Here is a 20,461-nt window from a genome sequence, read left to right as displayed (position 1 = left end):
AGGATCCGTAATGTCAACAGAGATTAAAGCCCCCGTTTTCCCTGAGTCGGTCGCCGAAGGCACCGTCGCGACCTGGCACAAGCAGCCCGGTGAGGCATGCTCCCGTGACGAGCTGATTGTCGATATCGAGACCGACAAGGTTGTGCTCGAAGTGGTTGCGCCTGCTGATGGTGTGATCGAAGAAATTCTCAAGGGCGAAGGCGACACCTGCGAAAGCGGTGAGGTGATCGGCAAATTCAAGGAAGGCGCTGCGGGTGAATCCAAGCCGGCAGAGAGCAAGCCTGAAGCCAAGGCTGAGGCGCCGAAAGAAGAAGCCCCGGCTGCAACTTCCGGCGACGCCATCCTGAGCCCGGCTGCCCGTAAGCTGGCCGAAGAAAATAACGTTGACCCGGCCTCCGTCAAGGGCACTGGCAAAGACGGCCGTGTGACGAAAGAAGACGTGCAGAACTTTGTGGACAGCAGCAAGTCCTCCGGTGGTGCCGCTGCCAAGCCGGCAGCCATGCCTGAGGTAAATGTTGCCCAGGGTGAGCGCCCGGAGAAGCGTGTTCCGATGACTCGCCTGCGCGCCAGTATTGCCAAGCGTCTGGTGGATGCCCAGCAGACAGCGGCCATGCTGACCACGTTCAACGAAGTGAACATGGCGCCCATCATGGAGCTGCGTAAGCAGTACCAGGACAGCTTTGTGAAGCGCCACGGCATCAAGCTGGGCTTCATGTCGTTCTTCACCAAGGCGGCCACCGAAGCCCTCAAACGCTTCCCGGCGGTCAATGCCTCGATCGACGGCAATGACATGGTGTACCACGGTTATCAGGATATCGGTGTTGCCGTATCCACGGATCGTGGTCTGGTGGTTCCGGTACTTCGCGATTCCGACGCCATGGGCCTGGCTGATATCGAGAAGAAGATTGTCGAGTACGGTACCAAGGCGAAGGAAGGCAAGCTGGCCATCGAAGACATGACTGGCGGCACCTTCACCATCACCAACGGCGGTATCTTCGGTTCACTGATCTCCACGCCGATCCTGAACCCGCCGCAGACCGCTATTCTGGGCATGCACAAGATCCAGGAGCGCCCGATGGCGGTGAACGGCAAGGTTGAGATCCTGCCGATGATGTACCTGGCGCTGTCATACGATCACCGTATGATCGACGGTAAGGAAGCGGTGCAGTTCCTGGTTGCGATCAAGGAAATGCTGGAAGACCCGGCCCGTATCCTGCTGGACGTGTAAGCTGACACTCAACGAATTCGATAACAGGAAAGATTATGTCCGATAAGTTCGATGTTATTGTCATTGGTGCCGGCCCCGGCGGTTACGTTGCAGCTATCAAGGCGGCCCAGCTTGGCCTGAAAACGGCTTGTGTGGAGTCCTGGACAAGCAAAGACGGTAAAAGCCAGGTTCTGGGCGGCACCTGCCTGAACGTGGGCTGTATTCCGTCCAAAGCACTGCTTGAGGTGACTCACAAATTTGAGGAAGCCAGCCACGATTATGAGTCCATGGGTATCATGACCAAGGGTGTTGATATCGATGTGGCGAAGATGATGGAACGCAAGTCCGGCATCGTGCAGCAGCTGACTGGCGGTATTGCCGGCCTGTTCAAGGCTAATGGTGTGACCTCCATTCACGGTCACGGCAAGCTTCTGGCTGGTCGTAAGGTGGAAGTTACCGATAAAGACGGCAAGACCAAGACCTACGAAGCCGACAACGTCATTCTGGCGACGGGTTCCAAGCCGATCGAGATTCCGCCTGCGCCGTTTGATGGCGAGTATATCGTCGATTCCGAGGGCGCGCTGGAGTTCACCGAAGTACCCAAGCGCCTTGGCGTTATTGGTGCCGGTGTGATTGGTCTTGAGCTTGGCAGCGTTTGGGCCCGCCTGGGTTCAGAGGTGACTGTCCTTGAAGCTCAGGACAGCTTCCTCCCGGCGGTTGACCAGCAGGTCGCCAAGGATGCGCTCAAGCAGTTCAAGAAGCAGGGGCTTAACATCATCACCGGTGCCCGCATGACCGGTGCTGAGGTCAAGCGCAAGCTGGTGAACGTCAGCTACGAAGATTCCAAAGGCAAGCAGGAAGCGAAGTTCGACAAGCTGATCGTGGCCGTTGGCCGTCGCCCGTACACCGACGGCGCCCTGGCCGAGGATTCCGGCGTGACCATGGACGAGCGCGGCTTCATTTTTGTGGACGACAACTGCAAAACCGAAGCGCCGGGTGTCTGGGCGGTAGGTGACATCGTTCGTGGTCCGATGCTGGCACACAAAGCGTCTGAAGAGGGCGTGATGGTTGCCGAACGCATTGCCGGTCATAAGCCGCAGGTGAACTACGATTGCATCCCTAACGTGATCTACACCTTCCCGGAAGTGGCTTGGGTCGGCAAGACCGAAGAGCAACTGAAGGCCGAAGGTGAAGAATACAACGTAGGCAGCTTCCCGTTTGCCGCCAACGGCCGAGCCATGGCGGCGAATGCGGCCGCCGGTATGGTCAAGATTATCGCAGACGCGAAGACGGATCGTATCCTGGGCTTTCACGTTGTTGGTCCTCAGGCGTCTGAAATCGTTGCCCAGGGCGTCATTGCCATGGAATTCGGTTCCAGTGCAGAAGATCTGGCCCTGACCTGCTTTGCGCATCCGACTCTGTCAGAGTCAGTGCACGAGGCGGCCCTGGCTGTTGCTGGCGGTGCGATTCACGTCGCCAACCGTCGCAAGAAGAAGTAACGCAACACCGGAATCGGGGCGCCAATGTCGGCGCCCCGCTGCCATCATAAAGGCAGCTTTCTGTGTGCGTAACCGGCGGGTTCAGGCGATCCCTTGCCCGCCAGAACGAATTCGCGATTGGTATGCCAAGGGCGGTGTGCCAGCGGGTTCATTTCCGTACGTGGTTATCCTCCATCAATAGACGGGACATTAACTATGAATTTGCATGAATATCAGGGCAAGCAGCTTTTCGCTGAGTATGGCCTGCCAGTATCTCAGGGCATTGCCTGCGATACGCCTCAAGAAGCTGTCGACGCTGCCACTGAAATCGGCGGTGACGCATGGGTTGTCAAGGCTCAGGTTCACGCCGGTGGCCGCGGTAAGGCCGGCGGTGTAAAGCTGGTCAAGAACAAGGAAGACATCCGTGAGTTTGCCCAGAAGTGGTTGGGCCAGAACCTGGTAACCTACCAGACTGACGAGAATGGCCAGCCGGTAAGCAAGATTCTGGTTGAATCCCTGACTGACATCGATCAGGAACTGTATCTGGGTGCGGTCGTTGACCGTGGCACCCGCCGTATCGTTTTCATGGCCTCCACCGAGGGTGGCGTTGAAATCGAGAAGGTTGCTGAAGAGACTCCCGAGAAGATCCTGAAAGCCGAAATCGATCCTCTGGTAGGCGCTCAGCCGTACCAGGGTCGGGAGCTGGCTTTCAAACTGGGTCTTGAAGGCAAGCAGATTGGTCAGTTCACCAAGATCTTCCTGGGCCTCGCCAAGCTGTTTGAAGAGCGCGATCTGGCACTGGTAGAGATCAACCCGCTGGTGATCACACCGGCCGGCGACCTGCACTGTCTGGACGCCAAGATCGGCATCGACGGCAACGCGCTTTACCGTCAGAAGAAAATCCACGAAATGCGTGATCCCTCCCAGGAAGACGCTCGCGAGGCGGAAGCGGCCAAGTGGGAACTGAACTACGTAGCGCTGGAAGGCAACATTGGTTGTATGGTTAACGGTGCGGGCCTGGCCATGGGCACCATGGACATCATCAAGCTGTCCGGCGGCCAGCCCGCTAACTTCCTGGACGTGGGCGGCGGCGCTACCAAAGAGCGCGTTTCCGAAGCGTTCAAGATCATCCTGTCTGACGACGCTGTGCAGGCCGTTCTGGTCAACATCTTCGGCGGCATCGTGCGTTGCGACATGATTGCTGAAGGCATCATCGGTGCGGTCAAGGAAGTGGGCGTGAAAGTGCCGGTTGTGGTTCGTCTCGAAGGCAACAATGCCGAACTGGGCACCAAGGTGCTCAAGGACAGCGGCCTGAACATTATCGCCGCTACCAGTCTGGCGGACGCCGCAGAGCAAGTCGTTAAAGCCGCAGGGGGTAAATAATGAGCATCCTGATCAACAAAGACACCAAGGTTATCTGCCAGGGCTTTACCGGCGCACAGGGTACCTTCCACTCTGAGCAGGCCATTGCCTACGGCACCAAGATGGTCGGTGGTGTCAGCCCCGGTAAGGGCGGCACTGAGCATCTGGGCTTGCCGGTGTTCAACACTGTACGTGAAGCGGTAGAGAAGACCGGTGCAGAAGCGACCGTCATCTATGTTCCGGCTCCGTTCTGTAAAGACGCTATCATCGAAGCGGCCGATGCCGGCATTCAGCTGATCGTTTGTATCACTGAAGGTATCCCGACCATCGACATGCTCTACGCCAAAGAATACGTTGACCGTAAAGGCGTTCGCATGATCGGACCGAACTGCCCGGGTGTGATCACTCCGGACGAGTGCAAGATCGGCATTATGCCTGGCCATATCCACAAGAAGGGTAAGGTTGGTATCGTATCCCGTTCCGGCACCCTGACCTACGAAGCGGTCAAGCAGACCACTGACTTCGGCTACGGTCAGTCCACCTGTATCGGTATTGGTGGTGACCCGATTCCTGGCTCCAACTTCATCGACATTCTGAAGCTGCTGCAGGAAGATCCGGAAACCGAAGCCATCGTGATGATCGGCGAAATCGGCGGTACCGCTGAGGAAGAAGCGGCTGCGTTCATCAAAGAGAACGTCACCAAGCCTGTGGTTTCCTACATCGCCGGTGTCACTGCACCTCCTGGCAAGCGTATGGGCCATGCTGGCGCCATCATTTCTGGTGGTAAGGGTACCGCAGACGAGAAGTTTGCCGCCCTGGAAGATGCCGGCGTTAAAACCGTGCGCAGCCTGGCCGAAATCGGCAAGGCCCTGAAGGAAGTGACTGGCTGGTAAGCCCGCCATAACCTTCACCAAAACCCCCGGGTTCGCGAGAATTCCGGGGGTTTTGCGTTATGGCGCCGGTGTTTTATATCGCTTTGCTTAACGCAGCGAGGTGTAAAGACTATAATGCCCGGTCAGCCTGATTTCCTGAGCCACCTCCGGTGGTGAAACCAGGCGCCTAATAAACAGAAATAAGGAGTTCGTGCTTTGAGTTCTGTAGATTCCCAGCAAAGGGTTTTGTCCGGTATGCGACCGACCGGCAAGCTTCACCTCGGCCACTATCACGGTGTGCTGAAAAACTGGGTGAAACTCCAGCACGAGTATGAGTGCTTCTTCTTCGTGGCAGACTGGCATGCCCTGACCACGCAATACGATGACACCTCCGGCATTCAGCAAAGCGTATGGGACATGGTTATCGACTGGTTGGCCGCGGGTGTTAACCCCGGCTCCTCAACCATGTTTATCCAGTCTCAGGTGCCGGAGCATGCAGAACTGCACCTGTTGCTCTCGATGATTACGCCGCTGGGCTGGCTGGAGCGCATTCCCACCTACAAGGATCAGCAGGAAAAGCTGCGGGAGAAAGACCTGGCAACTTACGGTTTCCTGGGTTATCCGCTGCTTCAGACCGCGGATATCCTGATGTACCGGGCCGGCAAGGTGCCGGTGGGTGCCGATCAGGTGTCCCATGTGGAAATTACCCGGGAGATCGCTCGCCGCTTCAATCACATCTATGGCCGCGAGCCCGGTTTTGAGGAGCAGGCCGAGGCGGCCATCGTCAAAATGGGTAAGAAAAACGCCAAACTCTACCGCAACCTGAAGAAACGCTATCAGGAAGAGGGCAACATGGAGGCCCTGGAAACCGCACGGGCACTGTTGAAAGAGCAGCAGAACATTTCCCTGGGTGACCGGGAGCGGTTGTACGGCTATATCGAAGGCGGCGGCAAGGTAATCCTGCCAGAGCCCCAGCCGTTGTTGACGCCGGAATCGAAAATGCCGGGCCTGGATGGACAGAAGATGTCCAAGTCCTACAACAACTACATCGGCCTGCGGGAAGAGCCTGACAGCGTTTCCCAGAAAATCCGCACCATGCAGACAGACCCTCAGCGGGTGCGCCGGACCGACCCGGGTGACCCGGAGAAATGTCCGGTCTGGAGTATGCATAAGGTGTACTCAGACGCCGAGACCTGTGAGTGGGTACAGCAAGGCTGTCGCAGCGCTGGCATTGGTTGCCTGGATTGCAAAAAGCCGTTGATCGATGCAGTGATTGAAGAGCAGCGGCCGCTTCACGAGCGGGCCCGGGATTATGAGAAAAACCCGGATGTGGTTCGGTCCATTCTGGAAGAAGGCCGCGAACACGCGCGGGATGCGGCTCGCGATACCCTGGAAGAAGTACGCACTGCAATGGGCCTCAGCTACCGCTGAGTTTAACCTGTCGCCACTGCCAACGGCTGGAGAGGCCATGACCGACGAGACTGACGAGTTGACACACGCCCCGGCTGAGGCCGGCGCGCAGGTGCCTCTGGCTCTGGTTTCCGGCAAGCCGTTGGTGGATATCCCCAAGGATCTCTACATTCCTCCCGATGCCCTGGCGGTGTTTCTGGAGGCTTTTGAGGGTCCCCTTGATTTGCTGTTGTATCTGATACGCCGGCAAAACATGAACATCCTTGATATTGATGTGAGTGAAATCACCCGCCAGTACATGGACTACATCGGCGCCGTTGAAGCCATGCGCTTTGAACTGGCGGCTGAATACCTGGTGATGGCGGCCACGCTGGCAGAGATAAAATCCCGAATGCTGCTGCCCCGCCATGAAACAGACGATGACGAGGAGCTGGACCCCAGGGCGGAGCTGATTCGCCGGTTGCAGCAGTACGAGCGGTTCAAGAAGGCTGCCGAAGATATCGATGAAATGCCGCGTCTGGAGCGTGACATTTTTGCAGCGTCAGCCGCCTTGCCGAAGCTGCCTTCGTCTCAGCCCCACCCGGAAGTGGATATGCGGGAGCTTTTGTTGGCTTTGCATGGCGTTCTGAAACGGGCGGATCTATTCACCAGTCACCATGTTGAGAAAGAGCGGCTGTCGACCCGCGAGCGAATGTCTCACATTCTCTCGGTGCTCCAGGGCGACCGGTTTGTCACGTTTGAAAGCCTGTTTACCATTGAGGAAGGGCGGCTGGGTGTGGTGGTGACGTTCCTCGCAACGCTTGAACTGGTGAAAGAGCAGCTGATTGAAATTGTACAGGCAGAGGTGCTGGGCCCGATTCACGTGCGTGCCCGGGCTGCCAGCTAGGTGAAGGCCAGATTATGAACGAAGACCATCTTGCGCGTGTTCAGGCGATTGCCGAAGCGGCCCTGCTGGCGGCTGGAAAGCCCCTGTCGCTGGAACAGCTCAGAGAATTGTTTGTGGAAGATGAGCGGCCATCCCGCCAGGTGATGGAGCACGTGCTGGTGCAGCTGGACAAAGCTTGCGAGGGACGAGGCTTTGAGCTGAAAAAGGTGGCCAGCGGTTATCGACTGCAGGTGAGGGAAGAGCTGGCACCCTGGGTTGGTCGCTTGTTCGAGGAAAAACCCCAACGGTATTCCCGGGCACTGCTCGAAACCCTGGCCCTGATTGCCTATCGGCAGCCAATCACCCGGGGTGAAATTGAAGATATTCGCGGTGTTACGGTAAGCAGCAATATCATTCGTACCCTGCTTGAGCGAGAGTGGGTAAGGGTTGTTGGCCATCGTGATGTGCCGGGTCGCCCTGCAATGTACGCCACCACCCGACAGTTTCTGGATTATTTTAACCTGACAGGGCTGGATGAGCTGCCACCGCTGTCTGAGGTTCGTGATCTCGAGGAAATTGGCCGGGAGATCGAACGAAACATACAGGGGGAGATTCAGTTTGAATCATCCCAAAATGACAGCAGTGACGACCCCGGACAACCCGGAGACAACCAGGCTGCTGAATCGGAACAGACACTTCACTGATGTCAAAAGACATCGGTTAATCGGTAAGGACGTATTACATGGCGGCATCTAGCCCCGGAAAACAAGGCCCTGGAAAACCAGGTTCCAGAACCCGAGCATCTCAGGGCGATAAGGCTCTGACGGCGGGCCCTGAACGCATTCAGAAACTGCTCGCAAGAGCGGGTGTTGGGTCTCGCCGGGAGATTGAAGGGTGGATGGAATCCGGGCGGTTACAGGTTAACGGCCAGCCGGCGGAGCCAGGCCAGAAAGCCACTACGGACGACCGTTTTGAGCTGGATGGAAAGCAGCTGGATGTGTCAGCCGCCGCCCAGGTGGTTCGCAGGGTGCTGATCTACAACAAGCCCGAGGGCGAAGTCACCACCCGGAAAGATCCGGAAGGCAGGCCAACGGTATTTGACCGCTTGCCACGCCTGAAAGACCAGCGCTGGATCGCCATCGGGCGGCTGGATATCAATACCACCGGGCTGGTGTTGTTCACAACCGACGGTGAGCTTGCCAACCGGTTGATGCACCCGTCGAGCCAGATTGACCGGGAATATGCCGTGCGGGTATTTGGTGAGGTAGACGACGCCATGCAGCAGCGTTTGCTGGAAGGTGTGTTACTGGATGATGGCATGGCCAAGTTCTCCGACCTGGCTCCCGCTGGCGGCAGCGGCATCAACCAGTGGTTCCACGTGACCCTGATGGAAGGACGGAACCGGGAAGTCAGGCGCCTGTGGGAGTCCCAGGGGGTTAGGGTCAGCAGGCTTAAGCGGGTGCGCTATGGGCCAATTTTCTTGCCAAGCCGTCTTACCCTGGGCAAATGGGAAGAGCTGGATCAGAAAGGTGTGGATGCCCTGAGCAAGGCCGTCGGGCTGTCTGCGGTGGATATTCCGCAAAAGACCCCCGGTGAGCAGGCGGCTCACGATCGCAGGCGACGAAAAAGTCCCGGAAAGTCTCTGCAGCGTGCCCGCAAGGGAACCTGGCAGGTCAGCGACTCTGCGCCCGCCAAGCCAAAGCGCGATGACCGCAAAGCAAGGTCAGGCGCAAAGAAGCCGGCTCGTAACAATCGGGGCGAATAAGCCCCCCCAACTGTCGCTCAGGAAATACTGGCGAAAACGCGGGTGCAGTTGCGGCCCTGTGCTTTCGCCCGATATAACGCTTCGTCTGCCCGGGCCAGCCACTGCTCCGGCGACTCGTCTGCAAGGTGGGTTGCCACACCGCAGCTGCCGGTAACCGTCAGTGGCGTCTCACCACCATCCACCCGAATACTTTCGATCGCCAGGCGAATGCGCTCGGCAACTTCCCGTGCTTCCTGCTCACTGGTGTGAGGCAGTAATACGGCAAATTCTTCCCCGCCAAATCGATACACTGTGTCTGAATTTCGAATGGCTTGTTCCAGCTTCTCTGCGGTTCTGGTCAGGATATGATCCCCAACCACGTGCCCGTGGTTGTCATTGATCAGTTTGAAGTGATCCAGGTCGCACAGGATGAGGCTCCAGGGCGCGCCATGCCGGTCGGCCAGAGCGCTTGCCCGCAGCAGAGCTTCGTCAAGGGCACGTTTGTTACCAATGCCGGTCAGGGCGTCGGTCAACGCGGCTTGCTCAATGGCGATGTACTGGCAGGCGTTGCGCAGTGGGCAGATGGCTGCCGAGAGCATCATCTCCAGGCCAGTAAGTTCTTCGTCTGTAAACTTTTGCCGGCGCTGAAACGCGAGCGTGCCATAGTAACTTCCTTCCAGCGTGAGGCGGTATTCGCAGCGATGGGGCCCGCCCATACCGGTTGAGAACACAAAATCCTGCCGGGCAATCCGATGCCGGTAATTGAGGGCATCAAACGGGATGGTTTGTGCAATCTCGTCTGCGATGATACCGAGTTGGGTTTCCAGTGACAGGGTGGTAGACAGCCGTTTGGCGAGCTTGGCAAGAACATCAGGGGACTGGTTCCAGTCATGAAACGACTGCTTCAGGGCGGCCAGCCTGGCCGGCTGCGTCTTTGACGGCTGAATCGAAGTCAGGTTTTTCACAATGGCTCGCTCTGCTTCTGGAAACGGGTATGGTTACAGCCTTAACAGCATGAACTGTGCCATTGAAAATAAAGGCATAATAAACAATGGAATATAATGTTTTCTTTATTCCGTTTTGAGGGTTTGGGCGGGGTGATTGTCCGAAAGCGCCATTTTTCCGGCAGGGCATTGCCGCTGGTGCAAAACCTGCAATCAAAATGTCAGACAAGGGGTGGGGCTGGCCGGAGGCTGTGATAAACTTCTGCGCTTGACCATGTCCTGTCATAACAAGAGAGCATCAGGTTTATGAGATTTCAGGCACCGGAGAGCCTTTCAGAGCAAATCGCGCAGCATATCGGCCAACGGATCATCATTCGTGATCTCAAGCCGGGGGAGCGGATTCAGGAACTGAAGGTGGCCGGTGAGCTGAATGTCAGCCGTGGCTCGGTGCGCGAAGCGCTGCTGATACTTGAGCGCCGCCACCTGGTGGAAATCTTTCCGCGCCGGGGGGCGGTGGTGTCTGACCTGACCCCGGGTTCGGTCAACGCCCTGTACGATATCTACATCGATCTGCTATGCATGCTCGGGCGCAAAGTGCTGGAGCGGTGGTCCGGTTCCGAGCTTGGTGGCGTGATGAGCCAGGTCAAGGAGCTTCAGGCGGTCATTGATGCACTCAATTCCAATGCCACTGATGCCGCGGAACAGGTCATAGACGCCGGCTTCGGCGTCATGCGTTACGCCTACCGATTGGTCGAAAACCCGTTTCTTGAAGAAACCCTTGAGAATTTCCGGCCCGCCATCAGCCGCACCTATTACGTAGCCCTTGAGCATTTCAGAAGTGAGATCGCCGAAACCGGCACTTTCTTCCGCCATCTGGCAGATGCGGCGGTTAAGGGCGATTCAGCTCTCCTGGAGCGGGTTATCCAGGACTTCGGCGAACACCAGAGAGCACAGGTTTTGAGCATTCTCACGGAGGAGAACGCCTGATATGAGGCTCAAGTCCATCAAGCTGGCTGGCTTCAAGTCGTTTGTTGATCCCACTACGGTGCCATTCCCGTCCAACATGACGGCGGTGGTGGGGCCAAACGGTTGTGGCAAGTCCAACATCATCGACGCCGTGCGCTGGGTGATGGGTGAAAGCTCCGCCAAGTATCTGCGCGGCGAGTCCATGACGGACGTCATCTTTAACGGCTCAAGTGCCCGTAAGCCTGTCGGCCAGGCGTCTATCGAACTGGTGTTCGATAACGGTGATGGCACCGCGCCTGGTGAATTCGTCAAGTTCAACGAAATTTCGGTCAAGCGCCGTGTGTCCCGTGAGGGGCAATCGGAATACTTCCTGAATGGCGCCAAATGTCGCCGCCGGGACATCACCGATCTGTTCCTGGGCACCGGCCTTGGCCCTCGTAGCTACGCAATCATCGAGCAGGGCATGATTTCCCGGTTGATTGAGGCGAAGCCTGAAGAGCTGCGCGTATACATCGAGGAAGCCGCGGGAATCTCCAAATACAAGGAACGAAGGCGCGAGACCGAGAACCGGATCAAGCGCACCCAGGAGAACCTGGAACGGCTTACCGACCTCCGCGAGGAGCTAGGGCGCCAGTTGCAGCATCTGGAGCGGCAGGCGGCCGCGGCCGAGAAGTATAAGGCCTACAAGCAGGAAGAACGGCAGAAAAAGGCCGAGCTTACGGTGCTGCGCTGGCAGGCGCTGGATAATGACTTACAGTCCTGGCGTGGAAAGATTCGGGATACCGAGCTCGAGCTGGAAAAACTGCTGACCGAACGGGTTAATCTGGAAACCTCCCTGGAATCGCTTCGGGAAGACCACCACGAACGCACCGAACATTTCAATCGGGCCCAGGCACGCTACTACGAAGCCGGCGCCGATATTGCCCGGATCGAACAAAGCCTGGAACACCAGCGGGAGCGCAGCCGCCAGACCGCCGCAGAGCTGGATCAGGCCATGGCCAACCAGCGGGAACTGGGGCGTGAGCTTGAGCAGGACGAAGAAAAGCTGGCGGGCATTCAGCAAGAGCTCGATATGATTGAGCCGGAGCAGGAAGCCCTGGCTATGCGTTCTGAAGAGTCTGGAGAAAAACTTCAGCTGGCCGAAGACGCCATGAGTGACTGGCAGCACCGGTGGGAGGAGTTCAGCACCCGGTCATCCGACGCTCGGCGCCAGGCGGAACTCGCCCAATCCCGAATCCGGTCGCTGGAAGACGCTATTGCCCAACTACAGAACCGTCACGGCAAACTGCTGGACGAACAGGTGTTGTTGGAAGAGCAGCTGGACCGGGCGGAACTTGATGAGCTGCTGGAACAGCAGGAAACCCTCGAGCTACAGCGTGAAGAGGCAGCGGAGCGCATTCAGACACTGCAGGATGACGTATACCAGAGCCGGCAGAAGCTGCGGGAAGCAGAGCAGGCTGTGGCCGAACGCCGGCAACAGGTGCATAGCCTGAAAGCGGCCCTGGACTCCCAAACGGCCTTGCTGGATGAACAGATGGGCGGCCATGACGACACCTTGCAGGGCTGGTTGCGGGATAACGGTTTGTCGGATGCGCCCAGGGTCGCCGCCGCATTGCGTATTGAAGATGGCTGGGAATTTGCGGTAGAGCAGGTGATTGGCCGGTTCAGCCAGGGGCTTGCATTGCCGGGCTTTGACCACCTTGTTGACGCCCTGGACAGCGCGCCAAAAGGCCTTGCGCTGGTGTCTTCGGGCACTGAACCAAGGCCTGCTGGAGGGTTGGCGGCGAAGGTGGATGGCGTGGGTGCCATCAGTCATCTGCTTGCCGGTATTGATACAGCAGACTCCACCAGTGACGCACTGGCGCGCCGGTCCCAACTTTCCGCCGGTGACAGCTTGATTACCCCTGAAGGCGTCTGGGTTGCTCGCGATTGGGTCTTGATGCCCGACTCCGAAGCCGGGCAAATCGGTGTCATTGAGCGCCAGAAGAAAGTGAGCGAGCTTGAGGCACGTCTGCAAGAGGCGGAAGAGCTGCTTGAGCAGGCGGTCGAGGCACTGGAGTTGCTCCAGGAACAGGGCGAGCGTGCTGAGTCGGCCAGGGAAGAAGCCCAGGCCCGTTTGAGTGACGCTGAGCGGGAACTCGGTGCGTTGTCCTCAAAAGTTAGTGGTCTGAAAGCCCGGGCTGAACAGATTGATGCCCGCCTTGCCCGTATCCGGGATGATATAGAAGATGTGGCCGGAAACCTGGAACAGCAGAAGGAAGATCTCGAATCCGCGAGGGAAGAATGGAACCTGGCGCTGGCTTCCACCGAGGACAGTGACGAAGAGAAAGAACGGCTGCTGGAGCAGCGTGATACCTTGCGGGAGAATCTCGACAGGCTCCGCCAGGAAGCCCGCCACGACCGGGACCATGCCCACCAGTTGCAGTTGCAACTGCAGTCATTGCAAAGCCAGCGCGATGGTTTGAAGCAGACCATCGAACGCATGCAAATGCAGAAAGAACGGCTGGAAGAGCGTCTTGATATGCTCCGGGAAAGCCGAGAGAGCGCTGAAGAGCCACTGGAAGACCTGCAACTTCAACTCGAGGGGCTTTTGGAGCGCCGGTTGGCGGAGGAGGAGAAGCTTTCGGCCGCCAGGGACGCCCTGGAAGACATTGACCGCGAGGTACGGGAGCGGGAGCAGGGCAGAAGCCGCACTGAGCATGTGGTGGGTGAGGTACGTGCGCGGCTCGAAAAGCTCAATTTGGAATCCCAGGCGCTCGAAATCCGGTCTGGTAACCACATCGAGCAGCTCAAGGAGCTGGATGTAAAGCTCCAGGAAGTGCTGGGCCAGTTGCCGGAAGATGCCGATGAGAAAATCTGGGCCGAAGAACTGGAGAAGATTGGTAACCGTATCCAGCGGTTGGGGGCTATTAATCTGGCAGCCATCGAGGAATATCAGGTACAGAGTGAGCGAAAGACCTACCTGGATGAGCAGCACAACGACCTGATGGAAGCCCTGGAAACCCTGGATACCGCCATTCGCAAAATAGACCGGGAAACCCGCCAGCGCTTCAAGGAAACCTTCGATCAGGTTAACGGTGGCCTGCAGGCGTTGTTCCCGAAGGTGTTTGGTGGCGGCAATGCCTATCTGGAGCTGACCGGCGAAGACCTTCTGGAGACCGGCGTGGCGATCATGGCGCGGCCACCGGGCAAGAAGAACAGTACCATCCACCTGCTGTCCGGTGGCGAGAAAGCCTTGACTGCGATTGCCCTGGTATTCTCTATCTTTCAGCTCAATCCGGCGCCTTTCTGTATGCTGGATGAGGTGGACGCCCCGCTGGACGATGCCAACGTTGGCCGTTACGCCAATATGGTGAAAGAGATGTCCAAACAGGTACAGTTCATCTACATTACCCACAACAAGATCGCCATGGAAATGGCGGACCAGTTGATGGGCGTCACCATGCACGAACCGGGTTGCTCCCGGCTGGTTTCGGTGGATGTCGACGAGGCGGCAGCCTTGGCGGAGGCCTGAGGGTTGGCGAAAAAGGCGTCAACCATGACAATAACGCCATCTCGGCCCGGAGTGCGTTGTATTCATTACGGGCTTTTCTTAGAGTAGCAACGTTCCGAACTGCAAACAGGACAGCAGCACTATGTCACTTAGGGAATGGTTAATTGCCATAGGTACCCTGGTTATTCTTGGAATCGTCATTGATGGTGTTCGGCGGATGCGCCGGGCCCGTAAGGAATCCATGGCGATTTCCTCCGGAATGGGCGCGGATGATCTGAAGGATTCCCCGCTCGATGATGATTACAATCCAGAACTTCCCAATGGTGGAGCCCGAACCGTATCCAGGGGAACCCTCGAAGAGCGGGGCTACCTCAAGCGAGACACGTCAGAGGATTTCGGCAGTTCGGACGATGACGACGTTATGCTGGAATCGGGGTGGGGCGCGACCGACGACAACATCGACGATGGTGTCCTGGGTGAGCCAAGAGTCGTGAATAGCCGTTCCGAGCGTTCAGTAGAACCACCGGCGGGTGAGGCTGAGGAGGTCTACGACGACGAAGTCTCCGCCCGGCCGGTATCAGAGCCCGAACTGCCGCCAGAACCGGAGCCGGCACCGGAGTCAGCACCAGAACCAGAACCGAAATCTCGTCCCGCAGCAAAAACCCGAGCGAAAGAACCTCCTGTGTTGACCACAGAGGTTGAGGAGGATACCGCTCGCCGGGAAGCGGCACCGGGCCCACGCAAGAACCAGCCGTTGGCGGGAGCCAATCGCCCGGAAGCCAGGGAAGTGCTGGTGATTAACGTATTGGCGCGTAACGGTGAGGAGTTCCAGGGAACGATACTGAAAAAGCTGTTTGAGGCCTGCGGTCTTGAACATGGCGACATGGACATCTACCACCGGCATGAAGGTGCTGACACCACCACGCCAGTGCAGTTCAGCGTTGCCAACGCGGTGGAGCCGGGAACCTTCCGGCCCCAGGATATGCCAACGTTGAACACTCCCGGAATCAGTTTCTTCATGAGCCTGCCCGGGCCATCCAATGCCATGCAGGCCTTCGAATTCATGCTCGAAACCGCTCAGTGCGTTGTGCGCAATATGGGCGGTGAACTGAAAGACGAGCGCCGCAGCGTAATGACTCCGCAGACGATTGAGCACTGCCGGCAGCGCATCCGTGAATTCGAACGTAAACAGCGTTCCCATCGGGTATAACACTTAATCAGGACATTCGATCCGATGAGCCAGGTTTCTGCCGATATCCAGCAGCGCGTGGAACAGTTGCGCGCTGCCCTGGACGATCACAATTACTACTATTACGTTCTGGATGACCCCAGGATACCCGATGCTGAATACGATCGGCTGTTCCGTGAACTCCAGACACTGGAAGCGGACTACCCGGAACTTGCCACAGATAACTCGCCTACCCGGCGGGTCGGCAGTGCCGCGGAAACCAGCTTTGAAGAAATCACCCATCGATTGCCCATGCTGTCATTGGACAATGCGTTCAGTGACGACGAGCTCCGTGATTTCGACCGCCGAGTGCGTGATCGCCTGGCAACCGAGGATCCGGTGGAATATGTCTGTGAGCCCAAGCTGGATGGCCTTGCGGTCAGCCTGCACTATGAGCAGGGTGTATTAACTCGGGCCGCCACCCGAGGCGACGGTTATACCGGTGAGGATATCACGGCCAATATACGCACCATTCCGTCAGTCCCCTTGACCTTGCGGGGCGACGACTATCCGGATCTGGTGGAAGTTCGGGGTGAAGTCTATATGCCCAAGGCGGGGTTTGAGCAACTGAACCGGCGCCTCGCTGAGCAAGGCGAAAAGCCCTTTGTAAACCCCAGAAATGCCGCTGCCGGTAGCCTGCGCCAGAAGAAATCAACAGTCACCGCCAAGCGCCCCCTGGAGCTGTGTGCCTACAGCATGGCGGTCACCGACGAAAGCCTGCTGCCTGAAACCCACTGGGAAAGCTTGCAGCGGGTTCGGGGCTGGGGGTTTCGTATTAACCCGGAAATGCGCAAAGCCAAGGGGGTTGAAGCGTGCCTCGAGGCGTACCAGGAGCTGATGGCCAAGCGCGACACGCTGCCATACGAAATAGACGGTATCGTGTTCAAGGTGAATCGCCTGGATTTGCAGCAGCAGCTGGGCTTTGTGTCCAGGGCGCCCCGGTGGGCCATTGCCCACAAATTCCCCGCCCAGGAAGAACTGACCGTTATTGAAGATGTGGAGTTCCAGGTGGGCAGGACCGGGGCTGTCACGCCTGTTGCCCGGCTCAAACCGGTGTTTGTGGGTGGCGTGACCGTTTCCAACGCAACACTCCACAACATGGACGAGATTCGCCGGCTGGATGTGCACATCGGTGATACGGTGTTCATACGCCGCGCTGGAGATGTCATTCCGCAAGTGGTGAAGGTGGTTCCGGAGAAACGCCCGAAGGGCGCAGCGGAAGTGGTCCTGCCGAGCCAATGCCCGGTCTGTGACTCGGACATCGTCCAGATAGAAGGGGAGGCGGTCGCCCGTTGTTCCGGGGGGCTGTACTGCCCCGCCCAGCGCAAGGAAGCCATTCGCCATTACGCCTCCCGCAAGGCCATGGATATCGAAGGTCTGGGCGACCGGCTGATTGAAGTGCTGGTGGATGAAGGCATGGTGAACACCGTCGCGGACCTGTACCGACTAACCAAATTCCAGTTATCCAGCCTTGACCGTAAGGGGGATAAATCAGCAGGCAACCTTGTGGCGGCCATTGACCGGGCCCGTAAGCCGGTGCTGTGGCGGTTCCTCTACGCCCTGGGTATTCGTGAGGTGGGTGAGGCGACCGCGAAGTCCCTGGCATCGCATTTCGGTACCCTTGAGGCAATTTCAGCTGCCGATGACGAGGCGCTGCAGGCGGTACCGGACGTTGGTCCCATCGTGGCCGGCCATATTCGCAGTTTCTTCGACCAGCCCCACAACCAGGAAACCCTGCAGGCTTTGAAAGACACCGGGGTAAGCTGGCAGGAAGAACAGGTTGTCCCTGCCGAGGCCAAACCCCTGGCCGGCGAAACCTGGGTGCTGACCGGCACCCTGTCACAGATGACCCGGGACCAGGCGAAGGAAAAACTGGAGAAGCTGGGAGCCAAGGTCGCGGGCAGCGTTTCGAAGAAAACCGCCTGCGTGGTGGCGGGTGAGGCTGCTGGCTCCAAGCTGACCAAGGCAGAACAGCTGGGAGTGCCTGTCCTGGATGAAGAGGGGCTTCTCGCCCTCTTAGAGGAGCATGGCGTAGCAGGCTGATGCGGGCCCGGCCGGTGAATCTGAGAACTCGCGCAGATCCGGCAGGGCGCAAATTGGCTAACATGGCGTTGATCTGTAACGGTGTGTAAACCGGGAGCGTTATGCCCCGCTGGCACCGCCATAACAACAACGTCATGAAACGGATTTTTGCATGCGCGCCGATCTGCTCCCCCGCACCTCCTCCTCTGGCCGTCTTCTTGGCCTGGCCCTGATCGCACTGATGTCTGCCGGCTGTAAAACCGAAAAAGACCCCGACCAGCCCACGCTGCTTGGCGCGCCGCCGACCACGGCCTACCTGGGGGTTGAGTATTACTACAACTGGGGAGCCTATGGCGGCGAGAGCATTCTGGATTACTCGCTGACGAACGCCCCCTCCTGGCTCGCGCTGGAAGACACCAGCAATAAAGCCCGCCAGGGCATCATCATGCGCGGCGTTCCTGGACTGTCCGGGGGCGCGAGAGGTGAGGCGGACCTGGGCAGAAACGACAACATCGACATTGTCACCACCGATGGCCGCATGGCCGGGTTCCAGCCTTTTGATATTGAAGTCAAACGGAATGTAGTGACGCTGGAGGCGCCGTCGTTCACCGAGGGCGAGAGCCCGGACATTCCCGACAGCTCCCGAACCCGTTGTGAACTGCCTGCACTGGATGTGGTCGGCGAGCATGACTATGAGATTGACCTGTACAACGAGGATGGCTCGTTTAAGGAGTCCAAGGCAGTTACTTCGCCAACCAATCGCGTGTTTGCAAAGGTCCTTTTAGACCAACCCTCCGTGACAAGGGTTTCCATCGCGTTCGAGCTGCGCTCGGAATTCGATGAGAATAAGTGTGACGACGAGGAAAGCCCACCGCACCAGCGGTGCGAATACAGCAGTGACAACCTCGGCCGTGCCATTATCGGTAACGACATTGTCGCGCAGGGCAGCAAAACCGCGTTCCCGGTGGATGAACAGGGCGAGGAGCTGACCTACATCGAGTACTACGAGAACGACGCTGGCATCAAGGATCGGGGGCTGATTACCCTCGAGCCAGGTATCACCGAGTGCTACATTCCATTGGAAGTCATTGACGACACCATCCCCGAACCTTCCGAACTGGCGCAGCTTCATTTGACAGAGGTGCGCACGGGCATTGCCTCCCTGGGCGCATCGGACACCGGTGTGCGAACCAACCTGACCATTCGTGACAATGAACCGACGGTTGCCATCGAAACCCTGAAGGGCGGCCCGCGAGATACGTTGAACACCGGTACAACCGGGCAATATCGGGCCACGCTGTCCGGTGATAGGGAGGACGTCATCAAAGTCCGTTTGACGCACGCCCAAGGCTCCACGGCACGGCTGGGAACCGAGTTTGTCATTGAGCAGGAAGGCGTGGAGAACGATACCTTAAGCTTTCCCGTTGGCCAGAATGAATTGCTTTTCGAGGTCCGTGCCAGTGAGAGCTATTCAACGCCGGAGGACCTGCACGACCGATTTGCGAACCTGGCGGTAGACAGCCGGTTCCAGGCGGGCCGGGAAGGTTTTGCCAGAGGTGCCAGCGATAACCTGTTGAGGCTCAGCTTCAATCGTCTGAAAGAGTCTATTGTCTGGAATGACGGGTTTGTTGCGACGGACTTTACCGTTGGTCATGGCGGTCGCTACTTTGTCGCCGGGAGCAACAACGGCCAGGTTCAGGTGCGCATTCATGATCAGACTGGCGCCCTGCTGGGCGACCCTGTAGTTGTTGCCGATCTCGCAGATGCCTCAGCCCGCCCCGATGTGTTCGTGGATGTGGCGGAGCGGCGGGTCACCGAAGACACGGTCCGGGTCACCCGATATGAAATGGCCGTGGCATTCACTACTGACGAGCCGGTTGGCTCAGGCGATGCCGGGGCCGGAGATAATGTGATTGTAGGCGTTTATCGACTAAGTGAAGGAGAGTATCAGCTGCGCTGGGATGACCTGTTCCGGATGGGCACCTCCGGGCATGACCGTGTTCGATGGATAGGGCTCAACCCTGGCAGTGGCTATGTTGCGATCGCGGGTGAAACCGACGGCGTATGGGGTGGAGAGTCGTCGGCCGGCGGTATCGACGCCTTCCTGACCCGAATCGATACCATACCCGATGGCGATGCACTGGTGCCAACGGTCGCCTGGACGCGCCAGGTGGGTTCTGAGGGTGATGACCATGTGGTGGGCGGCAGTGTGGCCGCTCTCAGCCCCCTGCTGTTTGGTTTTGCGCCATCATCGATCGACGGCACGGCGGTTACCGGCCCCTTTTTCTTCGGTGGCAGCGCCTCGGGGACAGTGTCGGTTTACCAGGTTGGGGAAGAATCCGCCGAGGTTCTGCGGCACGGGTTTTATGGCGATGGTAGCGCCTGGCTGATTGGTGACGGCCCCTTTGAGTATCGAGTGGAAGTTAACGAAGATGATGCTGACGAACTTATTCGCACACGTGTGAACAGCCGGGCCGGGTTTGCTCTCGGTTACAGTACCTCGGGTGCCATAGGCAGTGCATTGTCGGCCAATGATCAGAATGACACTGCCATTGTAGAGCTGAGCCAGGGCCTGCTGTTTAACGGCGATATGGTCATTGCCGGTTCCACCGATGGGGTCTTCGCTGAAGGCGCTGGAAATCCCTCCACCCGCCATGCAATCCTGGCAAGGCTGAATCGTGGTGATGACGAAGCGGCTTATCGGAGCTGGCGCATTCAGCCTGATGTTGAGGGGTTGAATGTGTTAAGGCTGAAAAACTATCGGGATGATGAAATTACTGCGTTGGTAGACCTGGGTGGTGAGCTGGCAATTAGACTGTTCGGCCCGGAGGGCGATGCACTGACCTCCGAGAACCCTTAATGTCTTTAAA

At 58.0% G+C, this 20,461-nt stretch carries 14 protein-coding genes; 13 read left to right on the top strand and 1 reads right to left on the bottom strand.

Annotation, left to right across the window (positions count from 1 at the left end; genetic code table 11):
* Window positions 1-10: 10 nt before the first annotated feature.
* The 8 genes from odhB to rluB all read left to right on the top strand — a co-directional run bounded on the left by odhB (window position 11) and on the right by rluB (window position 8,959).
* Window positions 11-1,228, top strand: a complete 1,218-nt coding sequence (odhB, locus tag ACNSOI_RS10715) for a 2-oxoglutarate dehydrogenase complex dihydrolipoyllysine-residue succinyltransferase (protein WP_072677188.1) — start codon at window positions 11-13, stop codon at window positions 1,226-1,228.
* 35 nt (window positions 1,229-1,263) lie between these two features.
* On the top strand, window positions 1,264-2,706 hold the full coding sequence (gene lpdA, locus ACNSOI_RS10710; protein WP_106695876.1) for a dihydrolipoyl dehydrogenase: 1,443 nt from the start codon (window positions 1,264-1,266) through the stop codon (window positions 2,704-2,706).
* A 195-nt stretch (window positions 2,707-2,901) separates the two neighbouring features.
* Entirely contained in the window at window positions 2,902-4,068 is a 1,167-nt protein-coding gene (sucC, locus tag ACNSOI_RS10705) for an ADP-forming succinate--CoA ligase subunit beta (RefSeq protein WP_061332180.1), read from the top strand.
* Complete coding sequence (gene sucD / locus ACNSOI_RS10700) at window positions 4,068-4,940, top strand: succinate--CoA ligase subunit alpha (protein ID WP_011784666.1); 873 nt, start codon at window positions 4,068-4,070, stop codon at window positions 4,938-4,940. The genes sucC and sucD overlap by 1 nt, the downstream gene beginning before the upstream one ends.
* A 195-nt stretch (window positions 4,941-5,135) precedes the next feature.
* Window positions 5,136-6,350, top strand: coding sequence for a tryptophan--tRNA ligase (locus tag ACNSOI_RS10695; protein WP_082780552.1), 1,215 nt, complete (start codon window positions 5,136-5,138; stop codon window positions 6,348-6,350).
* Window positions 6,351-6,387: 37 nt separating this feature from the next.
* Complete coding sequence (locus tag ACNSOI_RS10690; protein ID WP_420194001.1) at window positions 6,388-7,215, top strand: segregation and condensation protein A; 828 nt, start codon at window positions 6,388-6,390, stop codon at window positions 7,213-7,215.
* Between the two features lie 14 nt (window positions 7,216-7,229).
* Window positions 7,230-7,898, top strand: coding sequence for an SMC-Scp complex subunit ScpB (scpB, locus tag ACNSOI_RS10685; protein ID WP_286250060.1), 669 nt, complete (start codon window positions 7,230-7,232; stop codon window positions 7,896-7,898).
* Window positions 7,899-7,936: 38 nt separating this feature from the next.
* Entirely contained in the window at window positions 7,937-8,959 is a 1,023-nt protein-coding gene (gene rluB, locus ACNSOI_RS10680; RefSeq protein WP_106695872.1) for a 23S rRNA pseudouridine(2605) synthase RluB, read from the top strand.
* 17 nt (window positions 8,960-8,976) lie between these two features.
* Here rluB and ACNSOI_RS10675 read toward each other — a convergent pair whose 3' ends face one another.
* Window positions 8,977-9,903: a GGDEF domain-containing protein gene (locus tag ACNSOI_RS10675; RefSeq protein WP_420194000.1), complete on the bottom strand. Its 927-nt coding sequence runs from the start codon at window positions 9,901-9,903 to the stop codon at window positions 8,977-8,979.
* Window positions 9,904-10,188: 285 nt separating this feature from the next.
* On the opposite strand from ACNSOI_RS10675, the gene ACNSOI_RS10670 reads away from it, so the two are divergent.
* The 5 genes from ACNSOI_RS10670 (at window position 10,189) to ACNSOI_RS10650 (ending at window position 20,451) form a co-directional block, all read left to right on the top strand.
* On the top strand, window positions 10,189-10,869 hold the full coding sequence (locus ACNSOI_RS10670) for a GntR family transcriptional regulator (protein ID WP_061332186.1): 681 nt from the start codon (window positions 10,189-10,191) through the stop codon (window positions 10,867-10,869).
* 1 nt (window position 10,870) lies between these two features.
* Window positions 10,871-14,362, top strand: coding sequence for a chromosome segregation protein SMC (gene smc / locus ACNSOI_RS10665; protein ID WP_420193999.1), 3,492 nt, complete (start codon window positions 10,871-10,873; stop codon window positions 14,360-14,362).
* A 121-nt stretch (window positions 14,363-14,483) separates the two neighbouring features.
* The gene (gene zipA, locus ACNSOI_RS10660; RefSeq protein WP_061332188.1) at window positions 14,484-15,551 is read left to right on the top strand and encodes a cell division protein ZipA; all 1,068 of its coding nucleotides are present in this window, start codon (window positions 14,484-14,486) and stop codon (window positions 15,549-15,551) included.
* A 24-nt stretch (window positions 15,552-15,575) separates the two neighbouring features.
* Entirely contained in the window at window positions 15,576-17,612 is a 2,037-nt protein-coding gene (ligA, locus tag ACNSOI_RS10655) for an NAD-dependent DNA ligase LigA (RefSeq protein ID WP_420193998.1), read from the top strand.
* 151 nt (window positions 17,613-17,763) lie between these two features.
* Entirely contained in the window at window positions 17,764-20,451 is a 2,688-nt protein-coding gene (locus ACNSOI_RS10650; RefSeq protein WP_420193997.1) for a hypothetical protein, read from the top strand.
* Window positions 20,452-20,461 lie beyond the last annotated feature (10 nt).

Source organism: Marinobacter sp. GH_1 (assembly GCF_048595985.1).
Taxonomy (GTDB): Bacteria; Pseudomonadota; Gammaproteobacteria; order Pseudomonadales; family Oleiphilaceae; genus Marinobacter; species Marinobacter shengliensis.
This window is presented reverse-complemented; position numbering and strand designations above follow the sequence as displayed.